Below are 14187 nucleotides of genomic sequence, written 5' to 3'. Positions count from 1 at the left end.
TCCTTGCGGCGGATCAGGGCACCATGGTAGCTCTTATCGAGCTACCTCGAAACGAGGTAGCTCGATAAGAGGGGGATCACGTGAACGCCCACCGCGGACAGCTCGTCTCGCTCGCCCGCCCCGTCTACCTCTCGCTCCTGGCCTCGGTCGTCTCCGGGATCGTCAACACCGTCTGGGTCTCCCGGTGCGGCGGTGCGGCCGTGGCGGCGGTCGCCGTCGCGACCAACGCGGAGAACGTGCTGCTCGGCGTCGCGCTGGTCTTCGCCTCGGGTACGACGGTGCTGGTGGCGCACGCCCGCGGGGCCCGCGACCCGGCCGCCGTACGGGCCGCCGTACGCGGGGGCCGGGCACTGTGCGCCCTCGTCACACCCGTGGTCGCGGCGGGCGGCTTCCTGCTGCGCGAGCCGCTGGCCGCCCTGGTGCTCGGCGGCGGCGAGAGCGCGGCCCGGCACCTGGCCGCCGCCTACTTCGCGATCTCCCTGCCGGGCATGGCCGTCTTCTTCACCCAGCAGCTCGTCGACGGCATCCTCAAGGGCACCGGCGACACCCGCACCCCGATGCGGCTCGCCCTGCTGGCCAACGGGCTGCTCCTGCTCGCCGACCCCGTCCTGATCCACCTCTACGGCGTCCCGGGCGCCGCCGCCGCGACCGTGCTGTGCCGCGGTGCGGCCCTCGCGGTGGGGCTGCGCGCCCTGCGCCGCTCCGCGCCGCTGCGCACGGCGGCCGGGACACGTCCCGCCGAGGGCGTCCGCGCCGCTGTGCGCCGTACCCTCGCCACCGGACTGCCCATGTCCGCCGACTTCACCGTGCGGCAGGGCGCCGCGCTGGTCCTGGTGGCGATCGTGGCCCGGCTCGGCGTGCCGGCGGTGGCCGCGTACTCGGCCGCGTACAAGGTCCTGTACGTCGCCACCATGGCCTTCTACGCGGTACGCCAGGCAGCGGCCGTCCACACCGCCCACCTGCGGGGCGCGGGAGTGGACGCGCGCCGGGACGTCGGCCGCCAGGCGGTGCTCCTGTCCGGCGCGCTCGGTCTGTCGGCCGCCGTCCTGTTCGCCGCCGCGGCCCCCTGGATCATGAACGCCTTCGGCGCCGGTCCGGACGTCGTCCGCCAGGGCGTGCTGTTCCTGCGCTGCATCGGCCCCTACCTGCTGCTGACGGCGGGCTTCATCGCGCTCGGCGGGGTCTTCGAAGGCAGTGGCACGGCGCCCGTGCTGCTCCGGGTCACCCTGCTCGGCACCGCCGTCCAGCTGCCGCTGGCCTACGCCCTCAGCGGCCTCGGCCTGCCCGGGGTCTGCCTGGCGATGGCGCTGGCGATGGCCGTGCAGTGCGCGGCGGTGGCGGTACCGCTGCGGCGGGCCGGGCGTCAGGAGGGGACCGGTGTCCCCTCGGTCCGGGTGGCCTGAGGCGGGTAGGGGGCGGCCGCGCCCGGCGGGACGGTCGAGCGCCACAGCCGGCGGGCCGCCGTGACCGTGGCCGCGACCAGCAGGCCGTTGCGCAGCGCCAGCAGCGTGATGCCGTACCAGTCGCTCAGCACCACGTGCGAGAAGCCGAGCGGGAACTCCAGGACCGTCACGAAGGACGCGAGCACGACCAGCAGCGCGGGCACCCCCATGCGGCTCGCCCGGTGCGACAGACAGACGGCCGCGAGGCCGATCAGCCACACCAGGTACTGCGGGCTGACCACCCGGCTGGTCACCGTGAACAGCAGCACCGCCGTGAGGGCCGCGTCGGCGAGGACGTGCGCCGTCAGGCGTCTCGCGCGCAGCCGCCACAGCAGCAGCCAGCCGAACGAGGCGCCGGTAAGGGCGAGCGCGGCGGTGCTGACCCGGTCCACGTACGGGCCGAGGAACTCGATCGACCCGTAGTTCAGCAGCACCTGGCCGTCCCAGCCGAAGTGCCGGGCCACATGGAAGACCAGGGCACCCAGCGACTCCACCTCGGTGCCCCGCTCCCGCTGGAAGGTCAGGAACGCGAAGGCGCCCGGCATGGACACCGCGAACAGCGTCGCGACGCCCGCCGCGGTCACCGCCGCCGACATCCAGGCCCGCCGTCGCACGGCACCGACCAGCAGCAGTGCCGGCCAGACCTTCAGCAGCGCCCCGAGCGCGGTCAGCGCCCCCATCACCCGCGGACGCCGGACCCCGGCCAGGAGCGCCGCCACGGCCACCGCGGTCACCATCACGTCGTAGCGGGCGTACACGGTCGGCCCGAGCAGCGGCACGCCCGCCACCCACACCCAGGCCCCGCGCCACGACCGCCCGGAGCCGCGGCCGGCCCGGAGCAGCAGGGCCAGTACGACGGCGTCGGCCAGGCAGGCCAGCACGAAGAAGGCGTGCGCGTACGACAGGAAGGGCAGGGCGCCGGGGGAGAGGATCGCGAGGGCGGCGGCGGGCGGGTACTGCCAGGTCACGTCGTCCAGGGGAAACGTTCCCTGGCGCAGCACCTCGTACCAGCCGCGGTAGATCACCGACACGTCCGAGGTGACGTCCGGTCCGGGGAAGGCGTACACCCGGAACACGAACAGCAGCAGCGGTGCGCGGGTGATGCCCCAGGCGGTGAGCAGCCATGCCGGGGACCGCCCGGTGCCCTTCGTCTCCACGTGATCCCCTGCCGCTCGATTCCCGCGCCGTTCGATTCCGCCTTCGCGCACTCATGATGTCCCGCGACCCTGTGCGCGTGCCACAGACCCGGCCGCGCCCGACCGGGGGGCGCCCCGTTCGGTAGGGTCGGCGGCGATGCACAAGACCCTGATCGTCACGAACGACTTCCCGCCCCGCCCGGGCGGCATCCAGGCGTTCCTGCACAACATGGCGCTCCGCCTGGACCCCGCCCGGGTGGTCGTCTACGCGTCCACCTGGAAGCGCGGCCGGGAGGGCGCCGAGGCCACCGCCGCCTTCGACGCCGAGCAGCCCTTCACCGTCGTACGCGACCGTACGACCATGCTGCTGCCCACCCCGCAGGCCACCCGGCGGGCGGCCGGGCTGCTGCGCGAGCACGGCTGCACCTCGGTGTGGTTCGGCGCGGCGGCCCCCCTCGGCCTGATGGCCCCCGCGCTGCGCCGGGCCGGTGCCGAGCGGCTGGTGGCCACCACCCACGGGCACGAGGCCGGCTGGGCCCAGCTGCCCGCCGCCCGGCAGCTGCTGCGCCGGATCGGGGACTCCACGGACACGATCACCTACCTGGGCGAGTACACCCGCTCCCGGATCGCCGGCGCCCTGACTCCCGAGGCGGCCGGCCGCATGGTGCAGCTGCCGCCCGGGGTCGACGAGAAGACCTTCCACCCCGCCTCCGGCGGTGACGAGGTCCGCGCGCGGCTCGGCCTCACCGACCGGCCGGTCGTGGTCTGCGTCTCCCGGCTGGTTCCCCGCAAGGGCCAGGACACCCTGATCCGGGCCATGCCCCGCGTCCTCGCCGCCGAACCGGACGCCGTGCTGCTGATCGTCGGCGGCGGCCCCTACGAGCGGGACCTGCGCCGCCTCGCCCACGAGAGCGGGGTCGCCGGCTCGGTCCGCTTCACCGGCGCCGTGCCCTGGTCGGAGCTGCCCGCGCACTACGGCGCCGGGGACGTCTTCGCCATGCCCTGCCGCACCCGCCGCGGCGGCCTGGACGTGGAGGGCCTCGGCATCGTCTACCTGGAGGCGTCCGCCACCGGCCTGCCGGTGGTCGCGGGGGACTCCGGCGGCGCGCCGGACGCGGTGCTCGACGGGGAGACCGGCTGGGTCGTCCGGGGCGGTGAGCCGGCCGAGGCCGCCGAGCGGATCGCGGCGCTCCTCGGGGACGCCGAACTGCGCCGCCGCATGGGCGAGCGGGGCCGGCGGTGGGTCGAGGAGAAGTGGCGCTGGGACCTGCTCGCGGAGAAGCTGAAGGCACTGCTGTAATCCTTGCTGCGGCTCTAGCCGGAACCGGAAAATCCGCACATGCTGCGCGCATGGCAGCAAAACTGATGCAGCATCAGCTGGCGAGACGTCACATCCTGGGCATGATCGCCCTGCAGACCGCCGCCACGGCCGGTCTCACCCGCGTCGGACTCGAATCCGCCCGCGCGGCCGAACCGGCCGCCGTCGACAACGCCCCGGCGATAGTGGTCGGTTCGGGCTACGGCGGCGCGGTCGCCGCCCTCCGCCTCGGCCAGGCCGGCATCCGCACCCTCGTCCTGGAGATGGGCCGGCTGTGGAACACCGCCGGCTCCGACGGCAAGGTGTTCTGCTCCACCAGCGCCCCCGACCAGCGCTCCATGTGGTTCCGCACCCGCACCGAGGCCCCGCTCGCCAGCTTCCTGTGGCTGGACGTCGTCAACAAGGCGATCACCCCCTACCCGGGCGTCCTCGACCGCGTGCACTACGACAACATGTCCGTCTACGTCGGCCGGGGCGTCGGCGGCGGCTCCCTGGTCAACGGCGGGATGGCGGTCACCCCGCTCAAGTCCTACTTCAGCGAGCAGTTCCCGGCCGTGGACGCGGACGAGATGTACGGCACCTACTTCCCGCGCGCCCGCGCCATGCTCGGCGTCAACGCCGTCGACCCGGCCTGGTTCGAGTCGACCGAGTGGTACAGGTTCACCCGGACCTCCCGGAAGGCCGCCGCCAACGCCGGCCTCAGGACCACCTTCGTGCCGAACGTCTACGACTTCGGCCACATGCAGCGCGAGGCCGCCGGCACGGCCACCAGGTCCGCGCTGGCCGGCGAGGTCATCTACGGCAACAACGAGGGCAAGCGCAGCCTCGACAAGAGCTACCTCGCCGCCGCCCTCGGCACCGGCAACGTCACCCTCCACACGCTGGAGAAGGTGAGATCCGTCAGCCGGGCGGGCGACGGCTCGTACCTGCTGACCGCCGACCGGATCGACGACAGCGGCACCGTCGTCGAGACCAGGCAGTACAGCTGCGCGTACCTGTTCCTCGGCGGCGGCAGCGTCGGCACCACCGAACTCCTCGTCCGCGCCCGCGACACCGGCACCCTGCCGGACCTGGACCCCGCCGTCGGCGCGGGCTGGGGCACCAACGGCAACGTCATGCTGGCCCGCGCCAACCACGTCTGGGACACCGTCGGCGCCGACCAGGCCACCATGCCCGTCATGGGCATCGACGACTGGGCCAACCCCGACAACCCGGTCTTCGCCGAGATCGCCCCGCTGCCCATGGGCTTCGAGCACTGGATCAGCCTCTACCTGGCCATCACCAAGAACCCCGAACGGGCGTCGTTCACCTACGACCCCGCCTCCGGGACCGTGAAGCTCGGCTGGAGCGCCGCCCAGAGCGCGGTGTCGGTGGGCATGGCCAGGAAGCTGTTCGACCGGATCAACCTGGCCAACCTGACGATCTACCGGCACGACCTGTTCGGCTCGTCGGGCAAGGTCTTCGCCGACGACTTCACCTACCACCCGCTGGGCGGCTGCGTACTGGGCCGGGCCACCGACGGCTACAGCCGGGTCAAGGGCTACTCCAGGCTCTACGTCACCGACGGCTCGCTCGTGCCCGGCAACATCGGCGTGAACCCCTTCGTCACCATCACGGCCCTCGCCGAACGCACCATGGCGCGGGTCCTCGTGGAGGACACCGCGCCATGAGGCACCGCCCGGATCACTTGGCGTAGATCGCCTCGATCTCGTCCGTGTAGTCCTTCGCCACCACGCTCCGCTTGAGCTTCAGCGACGGGGTGAGATGGCCCGACTCCTCCGTGAACTGGGAGGCCAGAATGCGGAACTTCCGCACCGATTCCGCCTTCGACACCGCGGCGTTGCCGTCGTCCACGGCCGCCTGGACAGCCGCGTGCAGATCCGGGTCGTCGCGCAGCGACGCCGCGGTGGACCCCGCCGGCTTGCCGTGTTCGGCGGCCCACCGCTCCAGGAACTCCTCGTCGATGGTGACCAGCGCGCCCACGAACGGCCGTCCGTCGCCCACCACCATGCACTCCGCGACCAGCGCGTGCGCCCGGATCCGGTCCTCGATCACGGCCGGGGCGACGTTCTTGCCGCCCGCCGTGACGATGATCTCCTTCTTCCGGCCCGTGATCCTCAGGTAACCGTCCTCGTCGAGGGTGCCGATGTCACCGGTGTGGAACCAGCCGTCGGCCAGCGCCTCCGCCGTCGCGCCCGGGTTGTTCCAGTACTCCTTGAACAGGTGCTCGCCGTGCAGCAGCACCTCGCCGTCGTCCGCGATCCGCACCACCGAGCCGGGCAGCGGCTGCCCGACCGTGCCGATCTTCTGCCGGTCCCACGGGTTGAACGCGGTCGCCGCGCAGGACTCGGTCAGGCCGTACCCCTCCAGCACCGTGAAGCCGATGCCGCGGAAGAAGTGGCCGAGCCGCTCGCCCAGCGGGGCACCGCCGGAGATGGCGTACTCGCCCCGGCCGCCCAGCACCGCGCGCAGCTTGCTGTACACCAGCCGGTCGAAGACCTTGTGCTTGACCTTCAGGCCGAACGACGGGCCCGACTGGCTGTCCAGCGCCTTGCTGTAGGCGATCGCGGTGTCCGCCGCCTTGTCGAAGATCGCGCCCTTGCCCTCCGCCCGCGCCTTGGCCCGCGCCGAGTTGTAGACCTTCTCGAAGACCCGCGGCACACCGAGGACCAGGGTCGGCCGGAACGCCGCCAGCTCCCCGGTGAGGTCCTTGATGTCCGGGACACAGCCCAGCTTGATCGGCGCCATCATCGGCGCGACCTGCACCAGCCGCCCGAAGACGTGCGCCAGCGGCAGGAAGAGCAGCACCGAGCACTCGCCGGTGCGGAACAGCGGGCGCAGCCGCTCCACGATATTCCCGCACTCGGCGAAGAAGCTGCGGTGGGTGAGCACACAGCCCTTGGGGCGCCCGGTCGTGCCGCTCGTGTACACGATGGTCGCCGGGTCGTCGGCCCGGGCGATCGAGCCGCGCTCCTCCACCGTCGCGTCCGACACGTCCTGGCCGAGCCGGCCCAGCTCCGCCACGCCCCCGGCCTCGATCTGCCAGACGTGCTTGAGCGCGGGCAGCGACTCGCGCACCGACTCCACGGCCGCCGCGTGGGTGTCCAGCTCCACCACGCAGGCGGTCGCGCCCGAGTCGGACAGGATCCACTGCACCTGCTCCGACGAGCTGGTCTCGTACACCGGCACGGTGATCGCGCCCGCGCTCCAGATCGCGAAGTCGAGGAGTGTCCACTCGTACCGCGTCCGTGACATCAGGGCCACCCGGTCACCCGGCTGCACCCCGGAGGCGATGAGCCCCTTGGCGGCGGCGCGGACCTCGGCCAGGAACTCCCGAGCGGTCACGTCCTGCCAGGCGCCGGCCGACTTGCGGGCGATGACGGCGACGTCGGGGTGCTGCGCGGCGTTTCTGCGGACGATGTCGGTCAGATTGCCGTCCGCAGGGACCTCGTACAAAGCCGGAAGGCTGAACTCGCGCAAGACTGCTGCTCCTCATAGGGCGCCGGCGCCACGACGTTGTGCGATGCGACGGTGCGGTCCAAGGCTCGGGCTGGTGCTCCGGTATCTCGGTGGCTGAAATCCAGAGCACGACTGGACTGCCCGGACGTTACCCGCCGGTATGGCGTCTAGGACAGGGGGTCCCGGCGAGATGTTCGCTGCGTCACACGCCCGGGCCGTCCCTCGCGCACAGTAGTCCACAGCTGAACCGACCGGCCAGTAACCGCAGGCCCGACCGGCACTGTTCACCTGGACCGCACACGCCTACGCTTGATCACCATGCCATCCTCACCCTCCGGCGGGCGGCGGACCCGGGTCCATGTGGTCAGCGACGTGCACGGCAACGCCCGTGACCTGGCCCGGGCCGGCGAAGGCGCCGACGCCCTGATCTGTCTGGGCGATCTCGTCCTCTTCCTCGACTACGCCGACCACGCGCGCGGGATCTTCCCCGACCTCTTCGGCAAGGAGAACGCGGACCGCATCGTCGAGCTGCGCACCGCCCGCCGTTTCGCCGAGGCCCGTGAGTTCGGCGCCCGGCTGTGGAGCGGGATCGGCGGCGACCGGGCCGCGGCCATCGAGAAGGCGGTGCGCAAGCAGTACGCCGAGCTGTTCGCCGCGTTCCCCGCACCGACGTACGCCACCTACGGCAACGTCGACATGCCGGGACTGTGGCCGGAGTACGCCCGCCCCGGCACCACGGTCCTCGACGGTGAGCGGGTGGAGATCGGCGGGTGGACCTTCGGCTTCGTCGGCGGCGGCCTGCGCACCCCGATGCGCACCCCGTACGAGATCAGCGACGAGGAGTACGCGGCGAAGATCGAGGCCGTCGGCGAGGTCGACGTGCTGTGCACCCACATCCCGCCGGAGGTGCCCGACCTGGTCTACGACACGGTGGCCCGCCGCTTCGAGCGGGGCAGCCGGGCCCTGCTGGACGCCATCCGCCGCACCCGGCCGCGGTACGCGCTGTTCGGGCATGTGCACCAGCCGCTGGCGCGCCGGATGCGGATCGGCGTCACCGAGTGTGTGAACGTGGGGCACTTCGCCGGCAGCGGCACGCCCTGGGCGCTCGAATGGTGAGTTCCGGGGGACCCGGGGAGGGGACCGGCGGGCGCGGTGAAGGCGGCAGGTCGGCGGCGCGGTAGCCTTCACGCTGCACACACGTGCGCAGCCCGGCGCACACAGACCTCTCAACACGGCCCGCATCTGGAGGAGCCACGGCGATGGCGGAACACACCAGTTCGAGCATCACGATCGAGGCGGCCCCGGCCGACGTCATGGCGGTGATCGCCGACTTCGCGCGCTACCCGGACTGGACCGGCGAGGTGAAGGAGGCGGAGGTCCTCGCCACCGACGAGCAGGGCCGCGCCCAGCAGGTCCGCCTCGTCATGGACGCCGGCGCCATCAAGGACGACCAGACCCTCGCCTACACCTGGACCGGCGGCCACGAGGTCTCCTGGTCCCTGGTCAAGTCCCAGATGCTCCGCTCCCTCGACGGCTCCTACCTCCTGAAGCCGGCGGGCCAGGGCGCGACGGAGGTCACCTACTCCCTCACCGTCGACGTCAAGATCCCCATGCTCGGCATGATCAAGCGCAAGGCGGAGAAGGTCATCATCGACCGGGCGCTGGCGGGCCTGAAGAAGAGGGTCGAGTCGGGCGAGAAGTAGGCGCCCGCGTCCACTTCCCGGGCACGGCGGTACCGTTCACCGTCATGCGCACCATCCTGATCACGGGCCCGGGCGGCAGCGGGCGGACCACGATCGCCTCCGCCACCGCACTGCGCGCCGCGGCCGAAGGCGTCCGCACGCTCCTGCTCAGCGCCGACCGCACCGACACCCCGGGCGTGGCACTGGGCACCGGAACAGGACCGGCCCCCGCGGAAGCCGCCCCGTGCCTCACCGTCTGGCGGCCCGACGCCACGGAACGGTTCCGGCAGGACCTCACCGCCTTCCAGCACCGGGCCGCGAACGTGCTCGACCTGCTCGGCGCCGCCCGGCTGGACGCCGAGGAGGTCACCCCGCTGCCCGGCGCCGAGGAACTCTCCTTCCTGCGCGCGCTGCGGGACGCGGCCCTCTGCGACCGCTACGACCTGCTCGTCGTCGACCTCCCGCCGCTGTCCGGGGCCCTGGCCCTGCTCGGTCTGCCCGAGGAACTGCGCCGCTATCTGCGCCGCCTCCTGCCGCCCGAACGGCAGGCCGCCCGCGCCCTGCGCCCGGTCCTCGGCCGGCTGGCCGGTGTCCCCATGCCCGCCGACTGGCTGTACGAGACGGCCGCCCGCTGGGACGTCGAACTGGCCGCCGTGGAGGCCGTCCTCGCCGACCGGGACACCGCGGTACGCCTGGTCGCCGAACCGGGACCGGCCGGTGCCGACGCCGTGCGCACCGCCGTCCTCGGCCTCGCCCTGCGCGGCCTGCGCACCGAGGCCCTGGTCGCCAACCGGGTCCTGCCCGACACCGCCCCCGACAGCTGGCTCGCCGGGCTCCTCGCCCAGCAGCGCAAGACGCTCGCCGACTGGCAGGAGTCGTACGACGTCCACGCCGTCCCGCACCTCGGCCGGGACCCGCACGGGCCCGACGACCTCGCCGCTCTCGCCGTGCCCGCCGTCAACCCGGCACCCGACCCGGTCGAGTGGCCGGTCGCCGACCGCATCGCCGAGGACGGCGTGCTGGTCTGGCACCTCCCGCTGCCCGGCGCCATACGGAACGAACTGGACCTCGTCCGGCGCGGTGACGAACTCCTGATCACGGCGGGCCCCTTCCGCCGGATCGTGCCGCTGCCCTCGGCCCTGCGCCGCTGCACCGTCGCCGGCGCCGGACTCCTGGACGGCGAGCTGCGCATCCGGTTCACCCCGGACCCGGACCTGTGGCCCGGCACCGGACGGTGAACGGAATACGCCCGTTCGGGTACCGTCGTAAAGGCGAACCGTAGTCAGGAGTCCGCCATGAGCGATGAGCGCCCCGCAGCCGAACCGGAAGAGGAGCGGGCCGGCGACGCCGACGCCTGGGCCACGGCCTGCGCCGAGGACCTCGCCGCCCAGAAGGCCCGCCGCCGTACCGAGCACGGCCCCCCGCCGGGCTCGGCCGCCGAGGAGCTGAAGAAGCTCGTGGACTCGGTGGCCGACAAGCTGTCCGGCCTCCGGTCGCCGCTCCTCGGCGGCCTCGCCGGACCCGCCGCCCAGCAGGTGGTGCGGCAGGTCGTCGAGCAGGCGAAGGCCGCCGTGGAACCCGTCCTGGAGCGCAACCCGGACGTCTTCGACCATCTCGCCGCGGCCGGCGGTGAACTGCTCGCCGCCTACCGCTCCGCCGTCCAGGGTCAGGAACAGCGCTGGACCGCCCGCACGGCCGACCCCGCGGACGACCCGCGAGGCCGGCGCGACGGGGGCGAGGGCACCGGCCCGGGGGAGCGCATCGACCTGGACTGAAGCCTTCCCTCTGCGGGGCCTCGGGTACGGTTGGCCGTAGCGGGGCTCGACCGAAACTGAGGGATTCATGGGACTCACCATCGGCGTCGACATCGGCGGCACGAAGATCGCGGCCGGTGTGGTCGACGAGGAAGGCAACATCCTCTCGACCCACCAGGTGCCGACCCCGGGCACGCCCGAGGGCATCGTGGACGCCATCGCCGCCGCCGTCGACGGCGCGCGCGTGGGGCACGAGATCGTCGGCGTGGGCATCGGCGCGGCCGGTTACGTCAACCGGCAGCGCTCGACGGTGTACTTCGCGCCGAACATCGACTGGCGCAACGAGCCGCTGCAGGAGAAGGTCGAGGCCCGCACCGGCCTTCCCGTCGTGGTCGAGAACGACGCCAACGCCGCCGCCTGGGGCGAGTACCGGTTCGGCGCCGGCAAGGGCCACCGCAACGTCATCTGCATCACGCTCGGCACCGGCCTCGGCGGCGGCATCATCATCGGCAACAAACTGCGCCGCGGCCACTTCGGCGTGGCCGCCGAGTTCGGCCACATCCGCATGGTCCCGGACGGCCTGATGTGCGGCTGCGGCTCGCAGGGCTGCTGGGAGCAGTACGCCTCCGGCCGCGCCCTGGTCCGCTACGCCAAGCAGCGCGCCAACGCCACCCCCGAGAACGCCGAGCTGCTCCTCTCCCTGGGCGACGGCACCCCGGACGGCATCGAGGGCAAGCACATCTCCATGGCCGCCCGCCAGGGCGACCCGGTGGCCGTCGACTCCTACCGCGAGCTGGCCCGCTGGGCCGGCGCGGGACTGGCCGACCTGGCGTCCCTCTTCGACCCGTCCGCGTTCATCGTCGGCGGTGGCCTGTCCGACGAGGGCGAACTGGTCCTGGACCCGATCCGCAAGTCGTACAAGCGCTGGCTGGTCGGCGGCAACTGGCGCCCGGTGGCCGATGTGATCGCGGCCCAGCTCGGCAACAAGGCGGGCCTGGTGGGTGCGGCGGACCTGGCCCGGGAGCCCGACCCGATCATGTGACAGACGCCCGCTGCCCAGGGGCGGGGGGAACCGCGCGACCAGCCACGTGCGACCGGCGGTCGCCGCGGTCCCCGCGCCCCGGGCTGCCGGGCGTAGATTGGCCGGCATGGAGCTGCTTCCCAACTCCGGTACGGAACCCGACGGTTCCGCCGTCGTCCGCGTCCTGAGCTACAACATCCGCTCGATGCGGGACGACACGGACGCCCTCGCCCGTGTCATCACCGCCTGCGCCCCCGACCTGGTCCTCCTCCAGGAGGCCCCCCGCTTCTTCCGCTGGCGCAAGAAACTCGCCCGGCTCGCCGCCGCCTCCGGCCAGGTCGTCCTCACCGGCGGCGCCACGGCGTCGGGACCGGCGATCCTGTGCGGCCTGCGCGCCACGGTCGAGCGAACCGAGGACGTGCTGCTCCCCCTCACTCCCGGCCTGCACCGACGCGGGTTCGCCACGGCGGTGGTCCGCTTCGGGAGCGCCCGCCTCGGTGTGCTCAGCTGCCACCTCAGCCTCCAGCGGGACGAGCGCTACGCGCAGGGCGGCCTGCTCCTCGACCGGCTCACCGGACTCGGTGTGGAACACGCCATCGCGGGCGGCGACCTCAACGAACGCCCCGACGGCCGCACCTTCCGCCGGCTCGCCGCCCGTCTCCAGGACTGCCGGGCGACCGCACCCTGGGGCGGTGACTTCACCTCCACCCCCGCCGACCCCCACCAGCGCATCGACGCGATCTTCGCCACCGAGGGCGTCGAGGTGCTCGGCTGCGGTGTTCCCCTGGAGCAGCCGGGCGTCACCCGGGCCGATCTGACCGCGGCCACCGACCACCTGCCGGTGCTGGCCGCCCTGCGGGTCCCGGGGGCGTAGCGGGCGTCAGACCACCGCCCCGCGTCCCGGGTCACCGTCCTCGTCGTCGTCCGTCCGCATCCGGGCCACCAAAGTCACGAAGCCGCCGAGGAAGCCGCCGATGCCGAGCGTCGCCAGCCACCAGGTCATGTTCCAGCCGAGAACCACCGCGAGCAGGAGCAGGACGGGGCCGCCGACCACGCCGAGCCAGGCGAACCTGGCGGTCGTGTCCGAGGCCGGCAGCGGCGGCGGCTCCGGCGGTACGAAGTGGCCCTCGTCGTCCTCGTCGAAGTCGTCGTCGGACGGCTCGGGCACCGTGTAGTCGCGCGGGCCGACACCGGGCGCGAAGGAGACCGAGCCGCCGAGCGGACGGGCGGACCGCCGGTCAGCGGAGTCGTCCGTGTCGCGCCGGGGCTCGTCCTCCGGTTCCTTCCCCGGGTCCTTCTCCGGTTCCTTCACCGGGCCGGCTCCCGGACGCGCCGTGTCCTTCGCCGGGACCTTCGCCGCGCCCGTGGCCGGGTCCGGCTCCGGCAGGGCGAGGTCCTCCACCCGTCTGAAGGGCCGGGCACCCGGCGGGTCCGGCGGTTCCGCGCCGTACCCGGCGACGATGGCCCGCCAGGCGGCGTCCTCGTCGAACGGCACCTCCTGCTTGTCCGGCTCGCGGTCCTCTCGGCCCTCTCGGTCCTCACGGCCCTCTCGCCCGGAGTCGTGCTCAGCCAATTGCGGCCGTCCCTTCCTTGCCGACACCGGGTGCGAGCCTGCCGATGAAGGCGAGGCTCTCCTCGAAGACCCGGTCCGCGTCCAGGTCCAACGTCGCCACGTGGTAGCTGTGTTCCAGCACGACCTCCGTGACGTCCGTGGACGACACCCGGCTCAGCACCCGCGCCGAGTCGGCCGCCGGGACGACATGGTCCTGGGCGCTGCGCATGAGCAGCAACGGCTGGGTGACCTGGGGCAGCTCGCCGTCCAGCCGGCGCAGGAACACCCGCAGCGAGTGCGCGGCGTGCAGCGGCACCCGGTCGTACCCCAGCTCGGCCGCGCCCTCCTTCGCGATGTCGCTGGCGATGCCCTTCGTCGTGCGCACCAGATGCCGGGCCACCGGGAGGGCGTGCGCGGACAGGCCGTGCACCTTGTTGGCCGGGTTGACGACAACCGCGCCCATGACCCGCTCGCCGTGCCGGGCGGCGAGCCGGAGCGCCAGTGCCCCGCCCATCGACAGGCCCGCGACGAACACCCGGGAGCAGCGCGCGGCCAGCACGCGCAGCTCGCGGTCCACCTCCGCGTACCAGTCCTGCCAGGTCGTGAGCTGCATGTCCGACCAGCGGGTGCCGTGACCGGGCAGCAGCGGCAGGGAGACGGTCAGTCCGCGGGCCGCGTGGTGCTCCGCCCAGGGGCGCAGCGACTGGGGCGAGCCGGTGAAGCCATGGCAGAGGAGGACCCCCACCTCACCGCCCTCATGGCGGTACGGCTCGGCTCCGGGGAGAACTGGCATGTGCTTCACCGTACGCGACCGCACTGACAC

Annotated in this window: 13 protein-coding genes; 9 read left to right on the top strand and 4 right to left on the bottom strand. The window is 73.1% G+C overall.

The features are described 5' to 3' along the window. Positions 1 to 80 precede the first annotated feature (80 nt). Positions 81 to 1403: an MATE family efflux transporter gene (locus AB0B40_RS24945; RefSeq protein ID WP_362265645.1), complete on the top strand. Its 1323-nt coding sequence runs from the start codon at positions 81 to 83 to the stop codon at positions 1401 to 1403. Here the strand turns inward: AB0B40_RS24945 and AB0B40_RS24940 are convergent. After that, the gene (locus AB0B40_RS24940) at positions 1364 to 2599 is read right to left on the bottom strand and encodes a glycosyltransferase family 87 protein (RefSeq protein WP_362265643.1); all 1236 of its coding nucleotides are present in this window, start codon (positions 2597 to 2599) and stop codon (positions 1364 to 1366) included. The two genes, AB0B40_RS24945 and AB0B40_RS24940, sit on opposite strands and share 40 nt — an antisense overlap. A gap of 136 nt (positions 2600 to 2735) precedes the next feature. Between AB0B40_RS24940 and AB0B40_RS24935 the strand changes: the two genes are divergently transcribed. Continuing rightward, complete coding sequence (locus tag AB0B40_RS24935; protein WP_345050314.1) at positions 2736 to 3878, top strand: glycosyltransferase family 4 protein; 1143 nt, start codon at positions 2736 to 2738, stop codon at positions 3876 to 3878. Between the two features lie 101 nt (positions 3879 to 3979). After that, positions 3980 to 5566: a GMC oxidoreductase gene (locus tag AB0B40_RS24930; protein WP_362265677.1), complete on the top strand. Its 1587-nt coding sequence runs from the start codon at positions 3980 to 3982 to the stop codon at positions 5564 to 5566. A gap of 13 nt (positions 5567 to 5579) precedes the next feature. Here the strand turns inward: AB0B40_RS24930 and AB0B40_RS24925 are convergent, their stop codons facing one another. Continuing rightward, positions 5580 to 7376, bottom strand: coding sequence for an AMP-dependent synthetase/ligase (locus tag AB0B40_RS24925; protein ID WP_345050316.1), 1797 nt, complete (start codon positions 7374 to 7376; stop codon positions 5580 to 5582). 339 nt (positions 7377 to 7715) lie between these two features. On the opposite strand from AB0B40_RS24925, the gene AB0B40_RS24920 reads away from it, so the two are divergent. The 6 genes from AB0B40_RS24920 (at position 7716) to AB0B40_RS24895 (ending at position 12686) form a co-directional block, all read left to right on the top strand. Continuing rightward, positions 7716 to 8471, top strand: a complete 756-nt coding sequence (locus AB0B40_RS24920) for a metallophosphoesterase (protein ID WP_345050960.1) — start codon at positions 7716 to 7718, stop codon at positions 8469 to 8471. Between the two features lie 143 nt (positions 8472 to 8614). Further along, positions 8615 to 9058, top strand: coding sequence for an SRPBCC family protein (locus AB0B40_RS24915; protein WP_345050319.1), 444 nt, complete (start codon positions 8615 to 8617; stop codon positions 9056 to 9058). A gap of 44 nt (positions 9059 to 9102) precedes the next feature. Continuing rightward, on the top strand, positions 9103 to 10275 hold the full coding sequence (locus AB0B40_RS24910; protein ID WP_362265641.1) for an ArsA-related P-loop ATPase: 1173 nt from the start codon (positions 9103 to 9105) through the stop codon (positions 10273 to 10275). A 57-nt stretch (positions 10276 to 10332) separates the two neighbouring features. Further along, the gene (locus tag AB0B40_RS24905; protein ID WP_345050324.1) at positions 10333 to 10812 is read left to right on the top strand and encodes a DUF5304 domain-containing protein; all 480 of its coding nucleotides are present in this window, start codon (positions 10333 to 10335) and stop codon (positions 10810 to 10812) included. Positions 10813 to 10879: 67 nt separating this feature from the next. Further along, entirely contained in the window at positions 10880 to 11833 is a 954-nt protein-coding gene (locus tag AB0B40_RS24900) for an ROK family glucokinase (protein ID WP_345050326.1), read from the top strand. Positions 11834 to 11939: 106 nt separating this feature from the next. Further along, positions 11940 to 12686: an endonuclease/exonuclease/phosphatase family protein gene (locus AB0B40_RS24895; RefSeq protein WP_345050330.1), complete on the top strand. Its 747-nt coding sequence runs from the start codon at positions 11940 to 11942 to the stop codon at positions 12684 to 12686. 6 nt (positions 12687 to 12692) lie between these two features. Here the strand turns inward: AB0B40_RS24895 and AB0B40_RS24890 are convergent, their stop codons facing one another. Both AB0B40_RS24890 and AB0B40_RS24885 read right to left on the bottom strand, forming a co-directional pair. Further along, positions 12693 to 13385: a hypothetical protein gene (locus AB0B40_RS24890; RefSeq protein WP_345050332.1), complete on the bottom strand. Its 693-nt coding sequence runs from the start codon at positions 13383 to 13385 to the stop codon at positions 12693 to 12695. Beyond that, positions 13378 to 14157: an alpha/beta fold hydrolase gene (locus AB0B40_RS24885; RefSeq protein ID WP_345050335.1), complete on the bottom strand. Its 780-nt coding sequence runs from the start codon at positions 14155 to 14157 to the stop codon at positions 13378 to 13380. Before AB0B40_RS24885 ends, AB0B40_RS24890 begins: the two co-directional genes overlap by 8 nt. Positions 14158 to 14187 lie beyond the last annotated feature (30 nt).

The organism is Streptomyces sp. NPDC042638 (assembly GCF_040647235.1).
GTDB classification, from domain to species: Bacteria; Actinomycetota; Actinomycetes; order Streptomycetales; family Streptomycetaceae; genus Streptomyces; species Streptomyces rameus.
This window is presented reverse-complemented; position numbering and strand designations above follow the sequence as displayed.